Here is a 22,870-nt window from a genome sequence, read left to right as displayed (position 1 = left end):
AGATCCATACGGCGCACCCACGGCCGGCCGGCAGCCCCCGCGTCCGCGAATTCACCGGGAGCGTAGTACGCCCAGGGCGCACTCCGTGGTGGCAGTGCGCCCTGGGCGTACACAGCGAGCTCCAGCGCGCGATCACGCTCGCGCTTCCGGCCCCGGCGGGCGGGTCAGGCGCGCCGGGACTCCGCGTAGTCCACGAGGAAGAGGGCCTCCGCCACCGACAGGCGCTCCAGCTCCTGCGGCGACACGCTCTCGTTGACCGCGTGGATCTGGGCCTCCGGCTCGCTCAACCCGATGAGCAGCATCTCCGCCTCCGGGTACAGGGACGTCAGCGTGTTGCACAGCGGAATCGACCCGCCCATGCCGCTGATCTGCATCTCCTGGCCGGGGTACGCGGCCTCCAGGGCCTTGCGCATCGACGCGTACGCCGGGCTGTCGGTGTCCGCCTGGAACGGCTGACCCTGACCCACGACCTCCAGTTCGAGGCGAGCCTTCCACGGGGTGTGCGCCTCCAGGTGGGCCTGCAGCAGCTTCACGGCCGCGGCGGTGTCCACACCCGGCGGCACCCGCAGGCTGATCAGCGCGCCGGCACTCGCGTGCACGGACGGCGTCGCGCCGACCACGGACGGGCAGTCGATGCCGAGCACCGTGACGGCCGGGCGGGCCCAGAGCCGGTCCGCGATCGTGCCCTCGCCGATGAGCTCGACACCGTTCAGGACCTTCGCGTCCGTGCGGAAGTCCGCCTCCGGGTACTGCAGGCCGTCCCACACCTCGTCCGAGGCGAGCCCGTCCACGGTCGTCGAACCGTCCGCCGCCCGCAGCGAGTCGAGCACACGGATCAGCGCGGCCAGCGCGTCGGGGGCGGCGCCGCCGAACATGCCCGAGTGCAGGTTGCCGCCCAGCGTGTCGATCTTCACCTTGACCAGGCACATGCCGCGCAGGGTGGCCGTCACCGTCGGCAGGCCGAGCCGGAAGTTGCCCGCGTCGCCGATGACGATGGTGTCGGCGGCCAGCAGCTCCGGGTGCGCCTCGGCGTACTGCTGGAGGCCGCCGGTGCCCTGCTCCTCCGAGCCCTCGACGATCACCTTCACGCTCACGGGCACACCGCCGTTGGCCTTCAGCGCGCGCAGCGCCAGCAGGTGCATGATGAACCCGCCCTTGCAGTCGGCCGCGCCGCGCCCGTACCAGCGGCCGTCGCGCTCGGTCAGCTCGAAGGCGGGGGAGGTCCAGGCCGCGTCGTCGAGCGGCGGCTGGACGTCGTAGTGCGCGTAGAGCAGCACGGTCGGCGCGCCCTCGGGGCCGGGCAGGAAGCCGTAGACCGACTGGGTGCCGTCAGGGGTGTCGAGCAGCGCCACGTCCTGGAAGCCCTCGACGCGCAGGGCGTCGGCCACCCAGTTCGCGGCGGCCTCGCTCTCGCTCTTGGGGAACTGCGCCCAGTCCGCCACCGACTGGAAGGCCACCAGCTCGGTCAGCTCCTGCTTGGCGCGGGGCATCAGCGAGGCGATGGTCTCGGCGATCGGATTCTGGGACATGGGCACGCTCCTTTTGGGTGCGACGTTGTTCCGTGTGTACGCCGCCCGCATCCGCGGGGTGTGCGTATGCCGGGTGGGCGAAAGACAGACTTGATCCTCGCACAGCGGGACCGGGCGGTGTCTCGCCGTAGGATTTCCCCGGCATCGGAGCAACCGGGTGATCAGGAGCAGCAACACATCGTGAGCAGCGACGACGACGTACGCGACACAGACGCAGGCGCGGGCGCAGGCACGGGCATGGACGCACACGCGGAGGGCACCGACGCGGAGCCGGGCGCGACCGCGGACGCGGCAGAGGCAGCCGTGGGCGCAGACGCAGACGCAGACGCAGGCGTGGGCACGGAGCAGGACGCCCAAGGGGCGGGCGACGAGGCGGCCGGGGAGACCGGCGAGGTGTGGGACGTGGTCGTGGTCGGGGCGGGACCCGCCGGGTCCTCGGCCGCGTACGCGGCGGCGACGGCGGGGCGGCGCGTTCTGCTGCTGGAGAAGGCCGAGCTGCCCCGCTACAAGACCTGTGGCGGCGGCATCATCGGCCCCTCCCGCGACGCACTGCCCCCGGGTTTCGTGCTGCCCCTCAAGGACCGCATCCACGCGGTCACCTTCTCGATGGACGGGAAGCTGACCCGCACCCGACGCTCGAAGCACATGCTGTTCGGGCTCATCAACCGCCCGGAGTTCGACGCCGGCCTGGTCGCCGAGGCCGAGAAGGCCGGAGCCACCATCCGTACGGGTACGGCCGTGGCCCGCGTCGAACAGCACGGAGCGGCCGTCCCCGACCGGCGCACGGTCGCCGTGGTGCTCGCCGACGGCGAGACCGTGCTGGCCCGCGCGGTGGTCGGCGCGGACGGCAGCGCGAGCCGGATCGGCGCGCACGTCGGGGTGGAGATGGACCAGGTGGACCTGGGCCTGGAGGCGGAGATCCCCGTCCCCGAGACGGTCGCGGAGGACTGGAAGGGGCGGGTACTGATCGACTGGGGCCCGCTGCCCGGCAGTTACGGCTGGGTGTTCCCCAAGGGCGACACCCTGACCGTCGGGGTCATCTCGGCCAAGGGCGAGGGCGCCGCGACCAAGCGCTACCTGGACGACTTCATCGCCCGGCTCGGACTCGCCGGCTTCGAACCGGCCGTCTCCTCCGGCCACCTGACCCGCTGCCGCAAGCCCGATTCACCGCTCTCGCGCGGCCGGGTGCTGGTGGCGGGCGACGCGGCCGGACTGCTGGAGCCGTGGACCCGGGAGGGCATCTCCTTCGCGCTGCGCTCCGGGCGACTGGCGGGGGAGTGGGCGGTGAAGATCTCCGAGGCGCAGGACGCCGTGGACGCGCGCCGCCAGGCCCTCAACTACGCCTTCGCGGTGAAGGCCGGGCTGGGCGTGGAGATGGGGGTCGGCACGCGGATGCTGCACCTCTTCGAGGCCAAGCCGCGGCTGCTGCACGCGGCGATCACCGGCTTCGGTCCGGCGTGGCGGGCGTTCGCCCGGATCACGCGGGGCTCGACGACGCTGGCCGAGCTGGTGCGTACGTACCCGCTGGCCCGCAAGGCGCTGCACATGATGGACGCCCGACAGGCGGCGGCCCGGGGCGGCGGCCAGGGCTGAGGTGCCGTCGTGGGTGGGATCGGCGAAGGGGAAGTCGAAGCCGAAGCCGAGGCCGACGGTTCGGGCCCGGGTACCTGTACGGGTACCCGCCCGGCCGGCGGTGACGACGGTCCGGACTGGCGGGGCGGCACGAACCTGCTCGGGGTGGACCGGCCGGATGTCGTCCTCGCGGCGTTCGGGCGCGGCGAGCGGTTCGTCGGGGCGGCGGTGATCGGGCTCGCCCTCAACCACGACGACCCGGCCGCCGTGCTCCCCCTTGTCGCGAAGGCGCTGGAGTCGGCGGACCCGCAGGTCCGCCAGCAGGGGGTCATCGCTCTGGCCAATGTGGCGCGGCTCCACGGCACGGTGGACCGGCGCTGCCTGGAACTGCTGCGTCGCCGCCCGCGCGGCAACGAGGCCGATGACGACCTGTGGTCGTTCGTCCCGCACCGGGAGCTGCCGCTCTGGCTGTGGCGGCACCACGCGTGGGAGCGGCTGGTGTACCGGCTGGGCCGACCGTTCGGCTGAACGACCGGTCCGGGCGGAGCCGTCCCCGTCCGGGCGGAGCCGTCCCCGTCCGGGCGGAGCGCCGCCGTCCGGACGTCGACGGCTGCCCGGTCGGCCGGTCGGCCGGTCAGCCGGACACCGTGATCCGGAAGACCGGATGGTCGCCGGCGGCCGCCCGGAGTTCGGCGTCGGAGGACTTGGCGGTGACCCCCTGGAAGAAGCGGTTGACCTCCCAGCCCCACTTCTCCAGGTAGGCGCGCAGGATGTCGGCCTTCCGCACCGGGTCGGTGATCTCGGTGACGGTGAACGCGCGCACCTTGCGCCCGACGCGCAGCTCGCCGCCGCCCGCCACCCGCATGTTGCGGACCCACTGGGAGTGGCCGCGGGCCGAGACCAGGTACTGGGCGCCCTCGTAGGTGTGCGGGTTGACCGGGATCCGCTGCATCTCGCCGGACTTGCGACCGCGGACCGACAGCTCGGCGGTGCCCGCCAGGCTGATGCCGAAGCGGGCCAGCTTGCCGAAGAGCGCGTTGAAGCGGATCGCGAACGGGGTGGCCTGGGCGTAATAGGGAGTGGGCGCGTTCATCGTGACCTCCGAGGCCGCTTCCTGCATTGAGAGAGCACTGCTCTCGCTTGAGAGCAGTGTGCACGGATCGCTGCACTAAAGCAAGAGCAGTGCTCTCGAAATGGAGCGGCAATCCGTTTCCTGGGCGGTGCTCCGCCCACGTGGCAGACTGACCCGCATGAACACCGTGCGAGGGGCCAGGGAACGAGCCCGCATCGAGGTCACCGCCGCCATCAAGGACGAGGCGCGCCGCATGCTCGCCGCCGAGGGCGCCGCGAAGCTCTCCCTGCGCGCCGTGGCCCGCGAGCTGGGCATGGTCTCCTCCGCCCTCTACCGGTACTTCCCCAGTCGGGACGAACTGCTCACCGCTCTCATCATCGACGCGTACGACAGCATCGGCGCGGCCGCCGAGACCGCCGACGCCCACGCCCGCGCCGCCGGGGCCCCGCCCCGCGCCCGCTGGATCGCGGTCTGCGAGGCCGTCCGCTCCTGGGCGCTGGAGCACCCGCACGAGTACGCCCTGATCTATGGATCCCCGGTCCCCGGCTACAGCGCCCCCGTCGACACCGTCGGCCCGGCCTCCCGCGTCGGCAACGCCTTCATCGGCATCCTCCGCGCCGCGTACGAGGGGCCCGGCCTCGCCCTCCCGCCGCTGTCGCCCGCTCTGCGCCCCGAGGCCGACCGCATGACCGCCGACTTCGCCGAGGGTCTGCCCCCGGCGGTCACCGCCGCGCTCGTCGCCGCCTGGGCGCAGTTGGTCGGGCTGGTGTCCTGCGAGCTGTTCGGCCAGTTCAACCGGGTCGTCGAGGACCGTGCCGGCTTCTTCGCGCACGCCGCCGACCAGTTGGCGCACGGGGTCGGACTGCCGGCCGTGTGACGGGAGGGCGGTGACCCGGACCGCCGTGCGGATCCGGGAGATTCACATGATGAGGGGATGGCTCGCTCTTCTGTTCCTCATACGAATGCGGGCGGTTCAGCCTTGAACGAGGGGCCGCCCGTCTAGTGTTCCTCGGGTCGCCCCCTTGCCGCCGCCGGAGGAAACGTTCATGCCTCGCGCCGTGAAGGCCTTGTACGCCGCCCTGGTCACCGCCTTATTGGCCGCGTCGGCGCCCGCCATCATCGCCGCGGCCCGTGACACGCCCCCGCGGGCCGCTCCGGCGCCCGACCCGCCCCCCACGCCCCGGACACCGGGCGTGCGGGGCCTGGACATCGGCGTCCCCGCCTACGTCTGGGCGAACGACCCCATGCTGACCGACCTCACCGCCACCACGCCGGCCCCCTCGGTGGTCGTGCTGAACCCGGGCAACGGCGACGCCCCGTTCGACGGCCCCTGGCGCTCCCGCGCCGACGCGCTGCGCGCCCGTACCACCGCCACCGGCGAGAAGACCCGGGTGCTGGGCTACGTCCACACCGACCACGGCAACCGCGACATCGCCGCCGCCAAGGCCTCCGTCGACAACTACCTCGAGCCCCCCGACGGCCGCCTCCACGTCGACGGCATCTTCTTCGACGTCGTCAGCCGCGACTGCGGACCCGCCAACGCCACCCGCGACTACTACGCCGAGCTGCGCCGCTACGTCCAGGAGCGGATGGACGCCATCGACCCGACCGCCTCCGACCTCGTCGTCAACAACCCCGGCACCGCCATAGCCGACTGCTACCTGGAACCGGGCCACCGCACCGCCGACATCTTCGTCACGTTCGAGGACACCTACGCCGTGTACGCCGGCGCCGGCTGGCTCGGCGGCAACGTATTCGACCACTCCTCCGGCTACCGCTCCGGTACCGAACTCGACCCGAGCGGAACGGCGTTCTGGCACCTGGTCCACGACGTCCCCGACCCCGAAGCGATGCGCGCGACCCTCCGCACGGCCTTCGACCGGGGCGCGGGCTACGCGTACGCGACCGGCACGGTCATGCCCAACCCCTGGAACGCGAGCCCGACATGGAAGTACCGCACCCAGACCACCTACGCGGCCACCCTCGGCTGAGGGCCACCGGCGGGCTTCCCGGTCGCTCGGCCACCTTCGGCATTCGGTGATCGAATCACCGGTGGCTCCACCGCACTTCCGGGCCGGAGGTGATCGTCACGCCGATTCGCGACCCGACCGGCCGAACCACCGGCCGACAGCCCGCCGACACGCCGCCCCCACGCCGCCGACAACCCGCCGCGGCGCCCCGTCCGCATCGGCAGCCGTGCCCCGGGTCAGTCGCCGTCGTTCTCCGGGCGGCGGGCGAATCCGAGCAGCACATGGGTCACGCGGAGCAGGAACACCACCGCCGCCAGGATCACCCCCGCCACGGCCAGGGTCCGGCGTGTCGACGAGGAGAGGGAGAACGCGAACGCGGGCCCGTACACCGCGCCGAAGGCGAGGGCGGCCGCGAAACCGGCGCTGACAATGGCGTAGACGATCTCGATGGTGATCGCGTCCCGGTCCGCCTGCGTACGTCGCCCCATGCGTGGAGTGTCACAGCGCGCACGGCCCGTCACAAGCCCCCTCCGTGCCACGCCCACCGTCCGAGCATCAGATTCCCGCCGTGTCCGTCCACAGCCGGGCCAGCGCCAGGTCGCCGCTCACCCCCGGACCCGCCAGCGGGACGCGGTTCCACAGTGCCTCGTACAGCCAGGCCGCCTCGCCGATCAGTTCGCAGTCGGCCGCCTCGCCCGTGTCGCCCCGCACCGTACGGGCCGGCGCCGCCGACAGGTGTACGGTCCATGCCGCGCCCGTGTCGGCGGCCCGCACCCGCACCACCTTGGGCTCGGCCGTCCGCACCCGGCTGCGGGGCCGGGCGTGGAAGCCGGTCAGCAGCTCGTCCACCCCGTCCTCCGCGAACTCCGGCGCCGGCGCCGAGAACAGCACCCCGAGCGCGGCCTCCGCGTCCATCCGGTGCACGGCGGTCTCGTGCGCCTGCCGCCGGGCCCAGAACGCCACCGGCGAGGGCGGGGCCGTCGGCAGGAAGGTCCAGCACTGCACATCGGTCGGCGCCTCGCCCAGCGTCCGCACCAGCTCCGCGTGGCCCTCCCGGAACCAGGACAGCAGTTCGCCGCCGACCAGCTCCGGAGCGTCCGGGAAGCCCACCGGCTCCAGCCGCCGCTCCGCGACGTACGCGGTCGCCCAGCGGTGCACCGAGCCGGTGTGCCGCAGCAGGTCGGTGACGCGCCACCCCGGACAGGTGGGGACCGCGGCGTCCGTACCGGCGCGTTCGGCCACCTCGGCGAGCAGCTCACCTTCGCGCGCGAGGGTCTTCACATGTTCGGTGATCTCCATACCGTGAGTCCTATCAGCCCGCCCGCGACAATGGGGAGCATGAACGGGGAACTCTTCCCGCGCGAGCGGACCGTGATCGCCCCCGGCGCGGTGCACGTGCCGGACTGGCTCGGGGCGGGGCGCCAGGTCGAGTTGCTGGCGGCCTGCCGCGCGTGGGCCCGGCCGCCCGCCGGACTGCGCACCGTGCGCACCCCGGGCGGTGGGGTGATGACCGCCCGCCAGGTGTGCCTCGGCCTGCACTGGTACCCGTACGGCTACGCGCGCACCGCCGTCGACGGCGACGGGGCGCCGGTCAAGCCGATGCCGCCGTGGCTCGCCGAGCTGGGGCGGGAGGCGGTGACCGCCGCGTACGGGGACCCGCCCGATTCCGGGCCCGGGGCGGCCTACGACATCGCGCTGATCAACTTCTACGCGGGCGACTCCCGCATGGGCATGCACCGTGACGCCGAGGAGCGGTCCACGGCGCCCGTGGTCTCGCTCAGCCTCGGCGACACCTGCGTCTTCCGCTTCGGGAACACCGCCTCGCGCGGACGCCCGTACCACGACGTCGAGCTGCGCAGCGGGGACCTCTTCGTCTTCGGCGGGGCGAGCCGACTCGCCTATCACGGGGTACCGAAGGTCCTGCCGGGGACGGGCCCGCGGGAGCTGGGACTGACCGGGCGGCTGAACATCACACTCCGGGTCGGCGGGCTGGGCTGAGCGGCGGCACCCGGCGTCCTCCGATCATGCGAGGATCGATGCCATGAACGGCAACGGGGCCCCGCCGCGGGTGGGGGATGTGACCACGCCGTCCGCGTCCGGTACGGCGGCGCGGACCAGGCTGGAACGGGGTCGCGGCGCGCTCGGGCCGGCGCTGGAGCTCGTCCACACCGGCCGCGCCCCGACCCGCGCCGTGCTGACGGCCGAGCTCGGGGTCACCCGCGCCACGGCCGGAGCGGTCGCCGCCGAGCTGGAGGCCCTCGGGCTGATCCGGGTCGATTCCCGCCCGGGCGGCGCCGGCGGGACCGGCGGAGCCCAGGGCCGCCCCTCGCACCGGCTCTCGGTGGCCGAGGACGGTCCGGTGGCGCTGGCCGCCCAGGTGCACTCCGACGGCTTCCGCGCCGCCCTGGTCGGCCTCGGCGGCCGCATCGTGGCCACCGCCCCGGGGAAGGTCACCGTCTCCGCCGATCCGGCGCAGGTGCTCGGCGCGGTCGTGGAGGCGGGCGCGGAGCTGCTCGCGCAGAGCGGCCGTCGCTGCGTCGGCGCGGGACTCGCGGTCCCCTCGGCGGTCGCGGAACCGGACGGTACGGCCCTGAACCCGCTGCACCTGGCGTGGCCGGCCGGCTCTCCGGTACGGGCCATCTTCGCCGAACGCGTGAAGGCGGCCGGGATCGACGGCCCGGCCCTGACCGGCAACGACGTCAACCTCGCGGCCCTGGCCGAGCATCGGCACGGCGCGGGGCGCAGCGCCCAGCACCTGCTGTGCGTGGCCACCGGGCACCGCGGGGTCGGTGGGGCGCTCGTACTGGACGGCCGCCTGCACAGCGGGAGTTCGGGCCTGGCCCTGGAGGTCGGCCACCTCACCGTGAACCCCGAGGGGCGGGCCTGCCACTGCGGCAGCCGCGGCTGCCTGGACGTGGAGGCGGACCCGCTGGCCTTCCTCACGGCGGCGGGCCGCAGCCCCGGCCCCGAGGTGTCGCTGCTCCAGCAGGCCCGTGACCTGTTGCGCGACGAGCCCGCGGAACCGGCGGTACGGGCGGCCACGGAGGAGCTGATCGACCGGCTCGGCCTCGGCCTCGCGGGCCTGGTGAACATCCTCAACCCGGACCGGATCATCCTGGGCGGACTGCACCGGGAGCTGTTGCACGCCGACCCGGAGCGGCTGCGCGCGGTGGTCGCGGACCGCAGCCTGTGGGGACGCAGCGGCGGGGTACCGATCCTGCCGTGCACCCTGGACCACAACAGCCTGGTCGGCGCGGCCGAGCTGGCGTGGCAGCCGGTGCTCGACGACCCGCTCGGAGCGCTGTCCTAGCGGGTGTCCTGCCGATCGGTGCGGGCTCGCGCCCGCCGGATCTTGCCGGGGGCTCGGGCCGTCCCCCGGGCTCGGGCCGTCCATCCCGGGCTCGGGCCGTCCACCAGGCCCGGACGGTCCCGGCCGGGCGGGTCGGCCGGGCGGGTCGGCCGGGCGGGTCGGCCGGGCGGTCACCCGGGGCGGGCGCCGACCGGCGAGGCCACCGGCAGGCCTGTCGCGACGGCCCCCGGATCGACGGCGAGGAGCACCGCGCGCGCGGGTTCTCGTACGGGCGTGGCCCTGATCGGGACCGGCCGTACCAGGGCCGCCGGGGCCGGGGCCGCGGTGAGCGAGAACCACACCGCCTTGCCGGGGCCGTCGGGCCGCTCGCGCGTCCCCCAGGCCTCACTGAGCGCTGCCACCAGGGCGAGCCCGCGTCCGCAGGTCTCCAGCGCCTCCGCCCGCGTCTCGTGGACGACCGGCAGCCGCGGATCGCTGTCGATGACCGAGACCGTAAGACGCCCGAGCCGGAGTTCGATCTCCACGGTGCAGGTCTTGTCCGGCTGCGCGTGGCGGTGGACGTTGCTGAGCAGTTCCGTCACACCGAGCGCGGCCCGGTCTATGAGCGGATCCAGCTCCCAGTGGCGCAGTTGTGCAGAAACGATTCTGCGGATTTGGCCGATCCGCGACGGCAAGGCCTGCAGTTCGACGACGCAGTGCCTGCGGGAATGACTGATCACGGCTGCGACTCCCCGACATGAGTGTTACGGGTGCTGCACCCTCGGTAATGCTCCACCAGGGTCACCCACGGTGCCGCGCAGTGCAACCGAACGCGATCGAAAGGGATCCGCATGGAAACCCAAAGTGAACGTTTGCGCAGGTGGGAGGGGTACATTGCAAAGAAGGGGGGCGAGGTTCACCCACGAAGGAGCGCGGCACATGAGCACCACCGGCACCACCAGAGCATCCGGTAACACCGGCACGACTGCCACGACCGTCGATGTCGATCGCAGCGACGCCGACTACCGGGCCTGGCTGAAGGAGGCCGTCCGCAAGGTCCAGGCCGATGCCAACCGCTCCGCCGACACCCACCTGCTGCGCTTCCCGCTCCCCGAGGCCTGGGGCATCGACCTCTACCTCAAGGACGAGTCCACGCACCCGACCGGCTCCCTCAAGCACCGCCTCGCCCGCTCGCTGTTCCTGTACGCGCTCTGCAACGGGTGGATCCGCCCCGGCCGCCCCGTCATCGAGGCCTCCTCCGGCTCCACGGCCGTCTCCGAGGCGTACTTCGCCAAGCTGATCGGTGTCCCCTTCATCGCCGTCATGCCGCGCACGACCAGCCCCGAGAAGTGCCGCCTCATCGAATTCCATGGCGGCGCATGCCACTTCGTGGACGACCCGATGAAGATGTACGAGGAGTCCGCGGAGCTCGCCGCACGGACGGGCGGGCACTACATGGACCAGTTCACGTACGCGGAGCGGGCCACCGACTGGCGCGGCAACAACAACATCGCCGAATCGATGTACCAGCAGCTGCGCCTGGAGCGGTACCCCGAGCCCGCCTGGATCGTGGCGACCGCCGGCACCGGCGGCACCTCGGCGACCATCGCGCGCTACGTGCACTACATGCAGCACGACACCCGCATCTGCGTTCCGGACCCGGAGAACTCCTGCTTCTTCGACGGCTGGACGAACAACGACCCGGACGCGAGCAGCGACTGCGGCTCCCGCATCGAGGGCATCGGCCGGCCGCGGATGGAGCCGAGCTTCGTGCCGGGGGCCATCGACCGGATGATGAAGGTCCCGGACGCGGCGAGCGTCGCCGCCTGCCGGGCGCTGGAGACGGCCATAGGGCGCAAGGCGGGCGGCTCGACCGGCACCGGTCTGTGGAGCGCCCTGAAGATCGTCTCGGAGATGGTGGCGGAGGGCCGCACGGGCAGCGTCGTCACCCTGCTGTGCGACCCGGGCGACCGCTACCTGGACAAGTACTACTCCGACGAGTGGCTGGCGGCGCAGCGGCTCGACATCGCCCCGTACGCGAAGACCATCGACACGCTGCTGACGACCGGGGTCTGGAGCGAGCCCACCGCTTGACGGTCCAGGGGTCGCCGGTCGCGCGCCCGCCCGGGTGCGGTCCTGGGAGTGCGCCGCCGTGACGATGTCATGACGAAATCTCCCTGTCGGCAGGGAGATTGCCTGGCTACGCTCGGCGCGTTCGGATCACGGGCGGTCGGGGGGAACATGGCGGGCATCGAGTACAGCGGACCGGAGCGGGAAGCGCGCGGACAGGACCAGGTGGCCGGTCCGGGTGTCCGGCCCGGGGAGGAGAGTCGGCCCTCCTCCCTGGAGTGCCCGAGCTGCCGGCGCTCCGACGAGGTCCGTGCCGTTCCGGCCGTCTGTCTCGGCGGGGAGCGCCGGTTCCATGAGGAGACCGGAGACGGCGACCGGCGCACCGCTGTCCGCCAGGTCGTCCCACGGTTGGCCGACGCGCTGGCGGCGGCCCCACCGGCCCCGGAGACCGCGGGTCGGACCGCCCTGGGCGTGCTGTCGGTTTTGGTGGCGATCGGTACCTTCATCGGCGGTGCGCTGGGCGGGCACTGGTTCGCCGACGCGCCAGGGGCCGAGCTGCTGTTCCTGGCCTGGCTCTCGCCGTCCGCCCTGCTGGGGGCGATCCTGCTGATCGTCCCGTCCGTACGGACCCGGCGGGCGTTCCGGGCGCGGATCGCGGCCGGCCGGGACGCCGCCGAGGAGGTCTGGTCCCGGGGTTGGTACTGCGCACGCTGCGCGGTGGTCCATGGCGCCGACGGGCGGGGGATGACCCTGCGGGAGTTCCGCAGGGCCGTCTGGAGTGCGGGCGGCTACGGAGAACTCGCCGAGGTGTACCGCGTGTCCGGCACGACGCCCTAAGGCGTGCGGCGGGCGCCGAGTCGCCGGTCCAGGCTGCGGACCGCCGTGCGGAAGGAGTGGCCCAGGCCCGGGCGGGCGGCGGTCAGGCCCAGGCGGAACGGGGTCGGCCCGTCCGCCGCGAAGGTCCAGCGGACATGCGTGCCGGTACCGGCCGGGGTCAGCCGCCACTCCTCCAACAGGGCGCGCATCCCGGGGGCGTTGGTGGTGTCGACCCGGTAGGCGTAACGCCGCTCGGGATCGGCGGCCATGACGGTCTCCTGGAAGCGCACCCCACCCCTCAGCCTGACCTCGCGGCCCGCGCCCCCGTGCGTCGGACGGGCCGACGTCACCGCCCCGAACCAGTACGCCCAGCCCTCCACTTCCTCGGCGAGCGCCTGGTACACGGCCTCCGGCGGTGCCACGGCGTAGGTGTCGAAGACCAGCCGTACGGGCGCGTCCTCGATGAAGTCGAGCCCCACCGGGCGGAGTCGGCGAGCCATGGGCGGTACCCCCTGGGGTGAGGTGCTGAACGGGCGTGCGCGCCACCATAGCCCCGCACCCGTGAGAAGTCCGTAGCGATCTCGACCGATCCTGAGTGATCCGGTCCGAGCTCGCCCGACGTCGCCCGACCTCGTCCGACTCCGTCCGATCTGTGTCGATCTCCGCGTGGGACCTGGGCAGCCGCCCCCGCGCGCGGGATGCTGGAGTCGCGCCGATCCCGCCCCGCGAGCGGAGGCCGTTGTGCCAGACCGCCCCCAGCCCGACACCTCCCCACCGGACGCCCCACCCCACGCCCGGCCGGACACCCGGCCCGGCGCCGCACCCGCACCCGCACCCGTGCCCGACACCCCGCCCGCGCCCGACACGACGTCAGGTACCCCCCTCGCCCTCGAACTCCTCGTCCACGGAGTCGCCGGAGCCGCCCCTGGCGAGCTGCTCGGGGACCCGCGCACCGTCCGGGTCACCGGCGACTCCACCGCCGCCGTCTTCCGCCGTACCGAGGACGCCGACGCCGAGGCCCACCCCGAGCGGTACGCCGGGCGACCCGTCCCCGAGGCCTACTGCTGGTCCCGGCTCACCTCCGGCAACGGCGCCCGCGCCCTGTGGCTGCTGCTCCTGCCCTTCATGGTGGCCAACCTCGCCCACTGGGCCCGGCCGGCCACGCCCGCCACCGACCCCGCGCCGCGCGCCGTGCGCACGTACGGGGTCCTCGTACGGATCCTCGCCCTCAGCCTCACCGTGCTGCTGATCGCCGCCGCCTGCGAGGTCGCGCTCGACCTCCTCGCCTGGCAGTGCGCGGGCTCCGGTACCTGCGCCGGCTCCCGGTTCCGCTCCTGGCTCGGCTTCCTCGCGCCCGGCGGTGGCTGGTGGGCCCAGCCCGGGCGGCGCCTCGCCCTCGGGGCCCTGGTCCCCGCCGCGTTGACCGGGCTGCTCTGGTACCTGTCGAACCGCACCTGGAGCGCCTACGAGTCCCAGCCCCCGCCCGCCGGCGCCGCCGACCCGGACACCGCGTCGGACCCCGTGCCCGCGCTCGGGCGCCCCGGGTTCTGGTACGGCCGCCGGCTCGTGGCCCGGCTGCGCGCCGCGCACACCGCCGCCGGGCTGCTCACCGTGGCGGTGGCCGTCTCCGTGCCGACCGCCCGCCACGACCGCCGCTCCGGGGCCCCCGTGCTCGCGGCCCTCGGCACGCTCACGCAGGTCCTGCTCGCCGTCGGGGCCGTCGCCGTGGCCTCGGTCGTCTGCCGGCGCGGCCGCACCGAGGCCCGGCCCGACCACCGGCTCGACCGGGCCGCCGTCACCCTGCTGCCCGGCGCCGCCCTCGCCCTGCTCGCCGCCGTCCTCGTGCACGCCTGCTGGTCGCGGCCCGACTGGACCGCCACCGGACGGCTCCCCGGGGACCTGACCTTCGGCGTGCTGATGCTCGGTCAGGGGCTCTGCGTGCTCGCGCTGGCCGCCGTCGCCCGCCACCTCTACCGCAGGGCGCCCGACCCGGCGACCGCCCTGTACGGCCTCGGCGGGCCCGCCGTCGCCATGCTCGGCTGCGCGCTCGGCGGGGTGATGTCCGGCGGGGTCGCCCAGCGCGTCGCCGACTGGCTGGACGGAGGAGCCGAGCCCGGCATGCCCGGCGCCGCGCTGCCCGGGCCGCCCGTGCTGCTGTCCTGGCAGGCCGCCGTGCTGCCCCCGCTGCTCCTCGTACTGGCCCTGCTCGCGGTCCGGTTCGCGGTGCGCGGAGCCCGGGCACGGGGTCGGCTCGCCGCCGGCGTGGCCGCCGAGTACCCGGGGGAGACCCCGGACCTGGCCCGCAGCCGCCGGATCGCCGGGGCGCGGACCGCGGCCGCGCTCACCGACTCGGCGCCCTGGTTCGTGGCGGCCGTCTCCGGGATCACCCTGGTACTCGGTGCGGGCGCCCTGGCCGGGGCCTGGTTCAGCGGGAAGGTTCCGGGCGAGGCGGCCCGTGGGACGCTGCCGGTGCTGGAGGCCGCCGCCCGCGCCGCCCAGGACACCGGGTCCTGGCTCATCGGCCTGGGCATCGCCGCCTTCGTCGCCTGGGGCCGCCGCGCCTACCGGGACCCCGCCGCCCGCCGGACCATAGGGATCCTGTGGGACGTCGGCACCTTCTGGCCGCGCGCCGCCCACCCCTTCGCACCGCCCTGCTACGCCGAGCGTGCCGTCCCCGACCTGACCTGGCGGATGGCCGGCTGGACCGGGCGCACCGGCGGCCGCCTGGTCATCTCCGGCCACTCCCAAGGCAGCGTGCTCGCCGCGGCCGCCGTCTGGCAACTGCCGCCGCCCGCCCGCCGCCGCGTCGCCCTGCTCACCTACGGATCCCCGCTCGCCCGCCTCTACGGCCGCTGGTTCCCCGCCTACTTCGGCCCCGGGCCGCTCACCGCCCTGCACCGCGAGGTCGACTGCTGGCGCAACCTCTGGCGGGCGACCGACCCCATCGGCGGACCGGCGCTGCCCGGCGCGGACCCGGACGTGGACCGCGGCCCGCTCGCCGACCCGCTCGCCTACGGGCGCAGCGCCCGTCATCCGCTGCCCGCCCCGATCCTGTGCCACGGCGACTACCAGGCCGATCCGGCCTTCGCCGCCGAACGTGACGCCCTGCTCGGCCGCCTGGAAGCCGCCGCGCAGGCCGATCTACCGGGTCAGCGGCTCCCGGTCAGCAAGGAGCGGGCAGGGCCGGCAGCGCCGGTAGATCCGCCGGGAACAGCAGGGTGAGGTCGTCCGTAGTGGGCTCCGCGAGTTGGGCCACGCGGCCCGCGTGCCGCTCGACCATCGACTCGAAGGTCTGGCGGGCCGTGCGGCCGTTACCGAAGGCCGGGCCCTTGGGTAGCTCCGCGAAGTACGTCAGCAATGCCCGCGACGTCCCCTCCCCGAGCCGGTACTCGTGCTCCTCCGCCTGCTGCTCCACGATCCGCAGCAGTTCCTCGGGGCCGTAGTCGCCGAAGGTGATGGTCCGGGAGAAGCGTGAGGCCACTCCCGGATTCACCGTCAGGAAACGCTCCATCTCCGCCGTGTACCCGGCGACGATCACGACCACCGCGTCCCGGTGGTCCTCCATCAGCTTCACCAGCGTGTCGATCGCCTCGCGCCCGAAGTCCCGGCCGGAGTCCTCCGGCGCCAGCGCGTACGCCTCGTCGATGAACAGCACCCCGCCGCGCGCCCGCTCGAACGCCTCCTGCGTACGGATCGCCGTGGAGCCGATGTGCTCGCCGACCAGGTCCACCCGGGACACCTCGACCAGGTGCCCGCGCTCCAGCACCCCGAGCGAGGCCAGGATCTCCCCGTACAGCCGGGCGACCGTGGTCTTGCCGGTGCCGGGGGAGCCGGTGAAGACCAGGTGCCGGCGCACCGAGGCGGCCTTCAGGCCCGCCTGTTGCCGCCGCCGGCCCACCTCGATCATGTCGGTGAGCGCCCGCACCTCGCGCTTGACGCTGTCCAGGCCCACCAGCGCGTCGAGCCGGCCCAGCATCTCGCCGGAAGCCGGCGCGGTGGCGGTCGGAGCCTCCTGCGCCCCGTCCGCGGGTCGCGGCACGGTGGGCGGGGGCGTCGCCGCCGGCCGCGCCACGGGGCCCTGCGTCGCGGTGGTCGTACGAAGGCCCGCCCGCGCCTCGGTGGGCGCACCACCAGGGGTGGCCCGGTCGGCGAGACGCGCGGCGGACTCGTCGCCGGTGCACCCTTCGACGGTCGGCCCGTCCTCCGCGAACTCGTAACCCCCGCGGGCGCAGCGCTCGGTGTGGCAGCGCGCCAGCGTGGTGCGGCAGCCGTCCATGACATGGAAGCCGAAACCGGAACTGCCCGTCACCCGGCAGGCCGTGAAGGTGCCCCGGCCGCCCGCCGACACGTAGAAGCCGGCCTCGGCGGGGGAGGTGACCGTGCACCGCTCCAGGGTGGGGTCGGCGCCCTTGGTGACGATCACGCCGGTCTGCACGGCGTCGATCGTGCAGCCGGCGAGCGTGCCGCCACTGCCGTGATCGCGAAACCAGGCCCCGGTCGCCGCCTCCCGGATCCGGCAGTCGTCGAGCTGCGCGGTGGCACCGTCGCTCACGGAGACGGCCGTGTTGCGGACCTGGGACAGATCGCTGTCGACGACGTCGACCCGCGATCCGCGATCGAGCACGAACAGCGCGTCCGGCACGTCGTGCACCCGGCAGGAGTCGAGGGAGACCGTGGCCCCGTCACTGATCCACACCGCGGGATAGTCGCCCGTGCTGTCGTGGATCTCGCAGGACTCGGCGTCCACCCGGGTGCCCGGGTCCCACACGGACAGGCCGTTGCGGCCGAACCGGCGCACGGTGGTGCGGCTGAGGGTGAGGACCGAACGGGACCGCAGATCGACCGCGTTCTCCGGAATGTCGTGGATGTCGCAGCCGGTCAGGGTGAGCACCGCGTCGGTGTCGAGGGTGACCCCGTCGGCCGAGGTGCGGTGCACCGAGCAGTCCGTGAGCCGGGCCGTGGCGCGCGCGGCGATCTGCACCCCGGCGCCCTTGACCTCGTACACCTCGCAGCCCAGTGCCTCCAGCCCCGAGCCCTCGCCGGTGATTCCGATGCCGGCGCCCGTGGCGTGATGGACGCGGCAGCGCTCCAGTCGGGGCCGGCCGCCGCCGCGCACCGAGATGCCGTTCTGCCCGGCGGCCACGACCTCGCACTCCTCGAACACCCCGCCGCCGCCGTCCAGTACGGCGATGCCGACACCGGCCGGATTCTCCACCGTGCAGCGCCGCACCAGCGGCCGGGCTCCCGAGCCGCGGACCTCGATGCCGGCGGCGGAGTGGGTGCTCACCCGCAGATCGGTGAGCTCGGGGCAGCCGTCCTCCACCAGCAGCGCGGGCGCCGCCCGGTCCTGGCCCTCCAGGTACAGGTCCTGGACGACGGCCGAGGCGCGCACGGTCAGCGCGACCCCGTCGACCGGGGCGATCCGCACCGACCCCGCACCGCCCTCCGGTCCGCGCAGGGTGACGGCATGGTCCAGTACCAGGTTCTCGCGGTAGGTGCCGGGGGCGATGGTCAGCACGTCCCCGTCACCCGCGACGGCGAGCGCGGCGGTCAGCGTCGGATACTCACCGGAGCGGCGCCGCCACCGCGAGGTCCCGCCGTGTGTCACCTGGACCGTGCCCTGAACCATGGTGCTGTCGTGCCCCCACCCTCGTGCTCGCGCTGCCGATACGACCGATGCCACTGAAGTCCGAAGTCACCGCGGCCACCGGAGTCACTGGAGTGACCCGTCCGGCCGCTCCACCGTAGCGCGCGCGGAGCCGATGAGCTGCCAGGTCAGCTGCCCGCGCCCGCTCGACCCCAGTCCGGCCCCGCCGCCGCCCAGGCCCGGTCCAGACGTATGTACCGCCGATGCATGAGCCGCCGTACGACCAGCCGCCGGACCGTCTCCACCAGAGTGGCCACGCAGATGGCGGCGGCCAGCCCTGCCATCCCCGCGTGGAACATGGCCGCGGACGGGTCCAGCGGTTGCCCCACCAGCCTGCCGCGGGCGTCGGTCCAGATCCGGAACCGCTCGCCGGGACGCGGCGGTTCCTCCGCGGCCGGCACCGTGCCCTGGTGGCTGCTGCCGTCCGGCGCGGTCCACGAGGCCACGATCTGCGTCCGATGCGGGGATGTCCGCGGTGCCGACGTGTCGGCACTCGCACTCGCACTCGCACTCGCGCTCACGCCCACGGACGCGCTTGCGTCCGCGTCCGTGTCGGCAGACGTCGCCGACTCCGAGGCGGGTCGCAGGACCACCGCCGGGACGAGATGACGCTCCTGCCGCTGCTCGTGCGCGGCTTGCTGAAGGGTTCCGTCCACCCGCAGGCCCGCGACCCAGCCGATGGCCGGAGCCACCACCAGGACACACACCAGCGCGGCGAACGCCACCCACGCCTCGAAAAGATCGGTCGGCCGGCGCAGCGGATTGCGCCGCCAACGCCACACACCCATTGCTGTTCGCACGGTCCGGCTCCCCCAACCTGTGCCCGTCTCCGCCTGTCTGCGCCTCTGTCCTGACTGCTCCAACGGCCTGGTCGTGCCAGTTGGTTCCAGCCCGGGCGCCGAGCCCCTCGAAGGTGTCAATCCGGTCGGCCGGTCGCCGGTCCGCGACCACCCTCCCGTCCCTTTCGTCACCCCCGTCCCCTCTGTCGCCGGCACGTGCCGCACGCGTCAGAGGAGGACACGTACCTCGTCGCCGACACGCACCGTACCGACGCGCACCGGCACCAGCATCCGCCCGAAGGCCAACGACTTGCCGATCCGCCGATGCCTGGCCAGGGTCTTCAGCGGTTCCTTGCCCCGCTCCGCCGTCTCCTGGTCCGTGGTGGTGACGACGCACCGGCCGCATTCGCGCACCCCGCGGAAGACGGCGTCGCCGATCGCGATACGCAGCCAGTGGTCCTCCGCCCATGCCTCGGCCCCCGAAACCACCACATTGGGGCGGAAACGGTTCATGGGCAGCGGACCCTCCACAGGGTGGTCCCCCTGAGCGATCAGCGCGTTGAGCGCGTCCAGCGAGGCGAGCGTGGTGATGAGCAGCGGATAGCCGTCGGCCAGGCTCACGGTCTCGCCCGGCAGGGCGTAGTCCGGATCCACGGGACGGCGTACCGCCGGATCATCCATGTGCACCAGCCGTACCGGCTCCCCGAGGTACGTGCTGAACCAGTCGGCCGCGGTGGTCGCCGCGGTGACGGTCTCGACCTTCTTCCCGAACAGCATCGCCGGCTCCAGCGGACCCGGCTCGGGCACCTCCACGAACAGCTCCGCCATGCCCGGCGCCGTCACGACGATCCGACCGCCACCCGCGGGACGGGCCGCGGCCAGGGCCAGGCGCGGATGACGGCGTTGGGTGATGACCGTGCCCTCGGGATCGATCAGCGCCCAACGTCGGTCCCCGGACAGACCCCAGGGCTCCACGGCCACCTCGTCGGGAGCGGCCCCCGCTACCGATTTGACGGGATGGATGTGGAGCGCCTGCACGTGCATGTTCGACATAGGGGCATCCTGCCGGCCCCCGCGTCACCCGCGTCGCGGCGCCCCGTCAGTAGCCGCGCCCCTGGTAGGGGCGGCCGTACGGGTCCTCGTACGAAGCGGCCGGTACCGGTGCGGGCACCTGCATCGGACGCGGCGCGGCCGGCCGCATCGCCTCGTACCCGGTGGCCATGGCGACCGGGCGGGGCTGCTGAGGCTGGGGCTGCGGCATGTATCCCCCGCGGGCCGCCATCGGCTGCTGCTGCGGGATGTACGGGGCCGGAGCCTGCTGCAGCGGCATCGGTTGCGGGGCCGACTGCTGCTGGTACGGGTATCCGTACCCCGAGGTCTGTTGCTGCTGGGGCTGGGCCGGCGGCAGCGCGGGCATCGACGACGCGAGAGCCGGCAGATACCCGCCGCTCGAGTATCCGGCGCTCGGGGACTCGTAGGCGGCCGGGACGCGGATCGGGGCGATCTGCGGGGTGCCGCGTTCGGCGACGAGGGAGTCGTAGATGGGGGTGTCCGGGAAGGAGGGCGCGGAGTAGTAACCGCCGCCATAAGTGGAGCGGGGGGAGGTCATGGGACCTAAGTTAAGCCCACGACTTCACCGGGTCCATAGCGAGGTGTCGTCAACCCCGTCCTGACCTGCATATTCGCAGGTCAGGGCCTCACCTTTCACTTGACGTTCACGTGCACGATTCGCCACTTCCGCCCCATCTTGTTCGTACTCGTGCTAGCCGGGCGGGTGTTGCGCCGACTTCGTGCTGACGCAGCGTCACAACGCCATGACCTCGGATGACTCCGTTTCGTGCGGCAGTTCACGGTTTCAGGCGTCACTGGGCCGGGCATAGGTACGGCCCTTCCAGGACGCCCCGCGCCCCCGGTAGTGCTGCACGGCCGAATCGACGGTCATCAGGAGGTACAGCAGCGCCGTGAACGGAAGCAGCGGAGCCAGCGCCGGCGACCGGCGGTAGTACCGGAGCACCGGCAGGTAGGTGCCGGCCATCAGCAGCCACGCCAGGCCGCCCGCCCAGGCGACGGTCGGATGCCCGAACGCGAGCCCGGTCAGCAGGGCGACCGGGGGCACGAGGTAGACGAGGACCAGCCCGGCCACCGTCCCGGCCAGCAGCAGGGGCTGGTGGCGCAGTTGCGCGTAGGCGCTGCGCGAGACCATCCGCCACAGGTCCGCGAGCGCGGGGTACGGGCGCACGCTGTCCACCCGCTCCGCGAGCCCCAGCCAGATCCGACCGCCGGACCGCTGCACCGCGCGGGCGAGCGAGACGTCGTCGATGACCGCCTGGCGGATGCGGTCGGGGATCCCGGCCCGTACGGCGGACGTGGTGCGCAGCAGGACGCAGCCGCCGGCGGCCGCCGCCGTCCGGGCGGAGGGCCGATTGATCCGGCGGAAGGGGTAGAGCTGGGCGAAGAAGTACACGAAGGCCGGTACGACGAGCCGCTCCCACACGCCGACCACCCGCAGGCGGGCCATCTGGGAGACGAGGTCGAGGTCGGCGGAGGTCGCGGCGGCGACCAATTCGCGCAGACTGTCGGGTTCGTGTGCGATGTCGGCGTCGGTGAGGAGGAGGAAGTCGGGCTCGGCCGCGTGCGCGGTGCGGGCGATCGCGATGCCGTGCCGGAGGGCCCACAGCTTGCCGGTCCAGCCGGGCGCGGGGTCGCCGGGGGAGACGACGGTGAGCGGAAGCCCGGGGTGCTCCCGGGCGAGCCGTCGCGCGAGCTCGCCCGTGCCGTCGGTGCTGCCGTCGTCGACGAGGATCACCTCGGCCTCGCCGGGATAGTCCTGGGCGATCAGCGAGGGCAGGGTCCACGGCAGCACCTCTGCCTCGTCCCGGGCCGGCACGACGATCGTGACGGACGGCCAGTGGACGGGGGCCGTACGCGGCGGGAGGCGGACGTCGGTCCGCCAGAACATGCCCTGGGCGAGGGTGAGCCAGAGCCAGGCGGCGAGGGAGGCGTAGGCCGCGCAGGCGGCGGTGAGGAGGCCCATGGCGGCAGTGTCCCGCGCCCCGGCGGGTGTGTCGCGCATCCCGACGGCCCCGGGTGCGGCGGCCTTCCGGCGGTGGTCTCCCGAGCCGGTGGGGGGTGTCCTGGTGTGTTCGCCCGGAGGGCGAGGCCCCCGAGCGACGGCGTTCCGGGTCGGGTGCGGTGGGTTCCCGGCCCGGGGGCGCGAGGGCTCTGCCGTGCTGGTGCCGGGGGTCCTGGGCGGGGCTCGGTCGCTCACGGGTGTTGCCGTGGGAGGGCCTCGTCGGCGCGGGGGGTCGATTAAGGTGGCCGGGTGAAGATCGCACTCATGGACTCCGGAATCGGCCTCCTCGCGGCGGCCGCGGCGGTGTGGCGGCTGCGGCCGGATGCCGACCTGGTCGTGTCCTCCGACCCGGACGGGATGCCGTGGGGCCCGCGGACCCCCGCCGACCTCACCGAGCGGGCACTGGCCGTCGCCCGGGCCGCCGCCGCGCACCGTCCGGACGCGCTGATCGTCGCCTGCAACACCGCCACCGTGCACGCCCTGGACGCGGTGCGGGCCGAGCTGGAGCCGACCATCCCGGTCATCGGGACCGTGCCGGCGATCAAGCCCGCCGCCGTCGCCGGCGGTCGAGTGGCGATCTGGGCCACTCCGGCCACCACCGGCAGCGCCTACCAGCGTGGGCTCATCCGCGACTTCGCCACCGGGGCCCGCGTCACCGAGGTGCCCTGCCCCGGACTCGCCGATGCCGTGGAGCAGGCCGACGACGCCGCCGTGACGGCCGCCGTCGCCGCGGCCGCCGCGCTGACCCCGGCCGATGTCACCGATGTGGTGCTGGGCTGCACGCACTACGAGTTGGTCGAGGGATCCATCCGGGCCGCGCTCGCCGCGCGGACCCAGGGCGCGGAGCTGGTCTTCCACGGTTCCGCCGAGCCCGTCGCGGTCCAGGCGCTGCGCCGCGTGGGCCTGCGCCCCGAGCCCGGCCTGCCGCGCACGGGCGGGCTGGTCGTGCTGCGCAGCGGGCGCGAGGGCGCCCTGCCCGCCGCCGCGCTCGCGTACGCCGAAGGTCGACTGCTCGCCGGCCACGGTGCGCCCGTCGGCTGACCGGGCTCGACC

Annotated in this window: 21 protein-coding genes; 10 read left to right on the top strand and 11 right to left on the bottom strand. The window is 74.0% G+C overall.

Going from position 1 to position 22,870, the window contains the following annotated elements; translation table 11 throughout:
- Positions 1-164 precede the first annotated feature (164 nt).
- On the bottom strand, positions 165-1,529 hold the full coding sequence (locus tag ACGFYY_RS07040) for a dipeptidase (RefSeq protein ID WP_393707482.1): 1,365 nt from the start codon (positions 1,527-1,529) through the stop codon (positions 165-167).
- Between the two features lie 393 nt (positions 1,530-1,922).
- On the opposite strand from ACGFYY_RS07040, the gene ACGFYY_RS07035 reads away from it, so the two are divergent.
- Positions 1,923-3,122 (top strand): geranylgeranyl reductase family protein, encoded by a 1,200-nt coding sequence (locus ACGFYY_RS07035; RefSeq protein ID WP_393707634.1) that lies wholly within the window; start codon positions 1,923-1,925, stop codon positions 3,120-3,122.
- Positions 3,123-3,131: 9 nt separating this feature from the next.
- The gene (locus ACGFYY_RS07030) at positions 3,132-3,629 is read left to right on the top strand and encodes a hypothetical protein (protein ID WP_393707481.1); all 498 of its coding nucleotides are present in this window, start codon (positions 3,132-3,134) and stop codon (positions 3,627-3,629) included.
- 106 nt (positions 3,630-3,735) lie between these two features.
- Here the strand turns inward: ACGFYY_RS07030 and ACGFYY_RS07025 are convergent, their stop codons facing one another.
- Entirely contained in the window at positions 3,736-4,194 is a 459-nt protein-coding gene (locus ACGFYY_RS07025; RefSeq protein ID WP_393707480.1) for a nitroreductase/quinone reductase family protein, read from the bottom strand.
- 157 nt (positions 4,195-4,351) lie between these two features.
- Here ACGFYY_RS07025 and ACGFYY_RS07020 point away from each other — a divergent pair, with 157 nt between their 5' ends.
- Together ACGFYY_RS07020 and ACGFYY_RS07015 are read left to right on the top strand one after the other, a co-directional pair.
- Positions 4,352-5,050 (top strand): TetR/AcrR family transcriptional regulator, encoded by a 699-nt coding sequence (locus ACGFYY_RS07020; protein ID WP_393707479.1) that lies wholly within the window; start codon positions 4,352-4,354, stop codon positions 5,048-5,050.
- A gap of 169 nt (positions 5,051-5,219) precedes the next feature.
- Entirely contained in the window at positions 5,220-6,164 is a 945-nt protein-coding gene (locus ACGFYY_RS07015) for a spherulation-specific family 4 protein (RefSeq protein ID WP_393707478.1), read from the top strand.
- A gap of 215 nt (positions 6,165-6,379) precedes the next feature.
- Here ACGFYY_RS07015 and ACGFYY_RS07010 read toward each other — a convergent pair whose 3' ends face one another.
- Together ACGFYY_RS07010 and ACGFYY_RS07005 are read right to left on the bottom strand one after the other, a co-directional pair.
- On the bottom strand, positions 6,380-6,631 hold the full coding sequence (locus ACGFYY_RS07010) for a DUF6332 family protein (RefSeq protein WP_393707477.1): 252 nt from the start codon (positions 6,629-6,631) through the stop codon (positions 6,380-6,382).
- A 67-nt stretch (positions 6,632-6,698) separates the two neighbouring features.
- A complete protein-coding gene (locus ACGFYY_RS07005; protein ID WP_393707476.1) occupies positions 6,699-7,442 on the bottom strand; it encodes a maleylpyruvate isomerase family mycothiol-dependent enzyme in 744 nt (247 codons plus the stop codon).
- A 39-nt stretch (positions 7,443-7,481) separates the two neighbouring features.
- Here ACGFYY_RS07005 and ACGFYY_RS07000 point away from each other — a divergent pair, with 39 nt between their 5' ends.
- Complete coding sequence (locus ACGFYY_RS07000; RefSeq protein ID WP_393707475.1) at positions 7,482-8,141, top strand: alpha-ketoglutarate-dependent dioxygenase AlkB family protein; 660 nt, start codon at positions 7,482-7,484, stop codon at positions 8,139-8,141.
- Positions 8,142-8,184: 43 nt separating this feature from the next.
- The gene (locus tag ACGFYY_RS06995) at positions 8,185-9,453 is read left to right on the top strand and encodes an ROK family protein (RefSeq protein ID WP_365276656.1); all 1,269 of its coding nucleotides are present in this window, start codon (positions 8,185-8,187) and stop codon (positions 9,451-9,453) included.
- 170 nt (positions 9,454-9,623) lie between these two features.
- Here ACGFYY_RS06995 and ACGFYY_RS06990 read toward each other — a convergent pair whose 3' ends face one another.
- Positions 9,624-10,172, bottom strand: a complete 549-nt coding sequence (locus ACGFYY_RS06990) for an ATP-binding protein (RefSeq protein WP_393707474.1) — start codon at positions 10,170-10,172, stop codon at positions 9,624-9,626.
- 199 nt (positions 10,173-10,371) lie between these two features.
- Here ACGFYY_RS06990 and ACGFYY_RS06985 point away from each other — a divergent pair, with 199 nt between their 5' ends.
- Positions 10,372-11,526 carry a PLP-dependent cysteine synthase family protein gene (locus ACGFYY_RS06985; RefSeq protein WP_393707473.1) on the top strand — a complete coding sequence of 385 codons (1,155 nt, stop codon included), beginning with the start codon at positions 10,372-10,374 and terminating at the stop codon, positions 11,524-11,526.
- A 147-nt stretch (positions 11,527-11,673) separates the two neighbouring features.
- Positions 11,674-12,339: a hypothetical protein gene (locus tag ACGFYY_RS06980; RefSeq protein ID WP_393707472.1), complete on the top strand. Its 666-nt coding sequence runs from the start codon at positions 11,674-11,676 to the stop codon at positions 12,337-12,339.
- Here ACGFYY_RS06980 and ACGFYY_RS06975 read toward each other — a convergent pair.
- Complete coding sequence (locus ACGFYY_RS06975; protein WP_393707471.1) at positions 12,336-12,818, bottom strand: SRPBCC family protein; 483 nt, start codon at positions 12,816-12,818, stop codon at positions 12,336-12,338. The two genes, ACGFYY_RS06980 and ACGFYY_RS06975, sit on opposite strands and share 4 nt — an antisense overlap.
- A 337-nt stretch (positions 12,819-13,155) precedes the next feature.
- On the opposite strand from ACGFYY_RS06975, the gene ACGFYY_RS06970 reads away from it, so the two are divergent.
- On the top strand, positions 13,156-15,540 hold the full coding sequence (locus ACGFYY_RS06970) for a hypothetical protein (protein ID WP_393707633.1): 2,385 nt from the start codon (positions 13,156-13,158) through the stop codon (positions 15,538-15,540).
- On the opposite strand, the gene ACGFYY_RS06965 is transcribed toward ACGFYY_RS06970, so the two are convergent.
- The 5 genes from ACGFYY_RS06965 to ACGFYY_RS06945 form a co-directional block, all read right to left on the bottom strand.
- Positions 15,482-17,947 (bottom strand): right-handed parallel beta-helix repeat-containing protein, encoded by a 2,466-nt coding sequence (locus tag ACGFYY_RS06965; RefSeq protein WP_393707470.1) that lies wholly within the window; start codon positions 17,945-17,947, stop codon positions 15,482-15,484. The genes ACGFYY_RS06970 and ACGFYY_RS06965 overlap by 59 nt on opposite strands.
- Before the next feature lie 146 nt (positions 17,948-18,093).
- Positions 18,094-18,765: a hypothetical protein gene (locus ACGFYY_RS06960; RefSeq protein ID WP_393707469.1), complete on the bottom strand. Its 672-nt coding sequence runs from the start codon at positions 18,763-18,765 to the stop codon at positions 18,094-18,096.
- 207 nt (positions 18,766-18,972) lie between these two features.
- Positions 18,973-19,797 (bottom strand): MOSC domain-containing protein, encoded by an 825-nt coding sequence (locus tag ACGFYY_RS06955; RefSeq protein WP_393707468.1) that lies wholly within the window; start codon positions 19,795-19,797, stop codon positions 18,973-18,975.
- Between the two features lie 46 nt (positions 19,798-19,843).
- Positions 19,844-20,353, bottom strand: coding sequence for a DUF6643 family protein (locus ACGFYY_RS06950; protein ID WP_030713698.1), 510 nt, complete (start codon positions 20,351-20,353; stop codon positions 19,844-19,846).
- Positions 20,354-20,599: 246 nt separating this feature from the next.
- Entirely contained in the window at positions 20,600-21,778 is a 1,179-nt protein-coding gene (locus ACGFYY_RS06945; RefSeq protein ID WP_393707467.1) for a glycosyltransferase, read from the bottom strand.
- 288 nt (positions 21,779-22,066) lie between these two features.
- Here ACGFYY_RS06945 and ACGFYY_RS06940 point away from each other — a divergent pair, with 288 nt between their 5' ends.
- A complete protein-coding gene (locus ACGFYY_RS06940; RefSeq protein ID WP_393707466.1) occupies positions 22,067-22,858 on the top strand; it encodes a glutamate racemase in 792 nt (263 codons plus the stop codon).
- The last annotated feature ends 12 nt before the right edge of the window (positions 22,859-22,870 follow it).

Source organism: Streptomyces sp. NPDC048331, from assembly GCF_043201215.1.
Classification (GTDB): Bacteria; Actinomycetota; Actinomycetes; order Streptomycetales; family Streptomycetaceae; genus Streptomyces.
The sequence above is the reverse complement of the archived record's forward strand: the minus strand, read 5'-3'. Positions and strand labels throughout refer to the sequence as shown.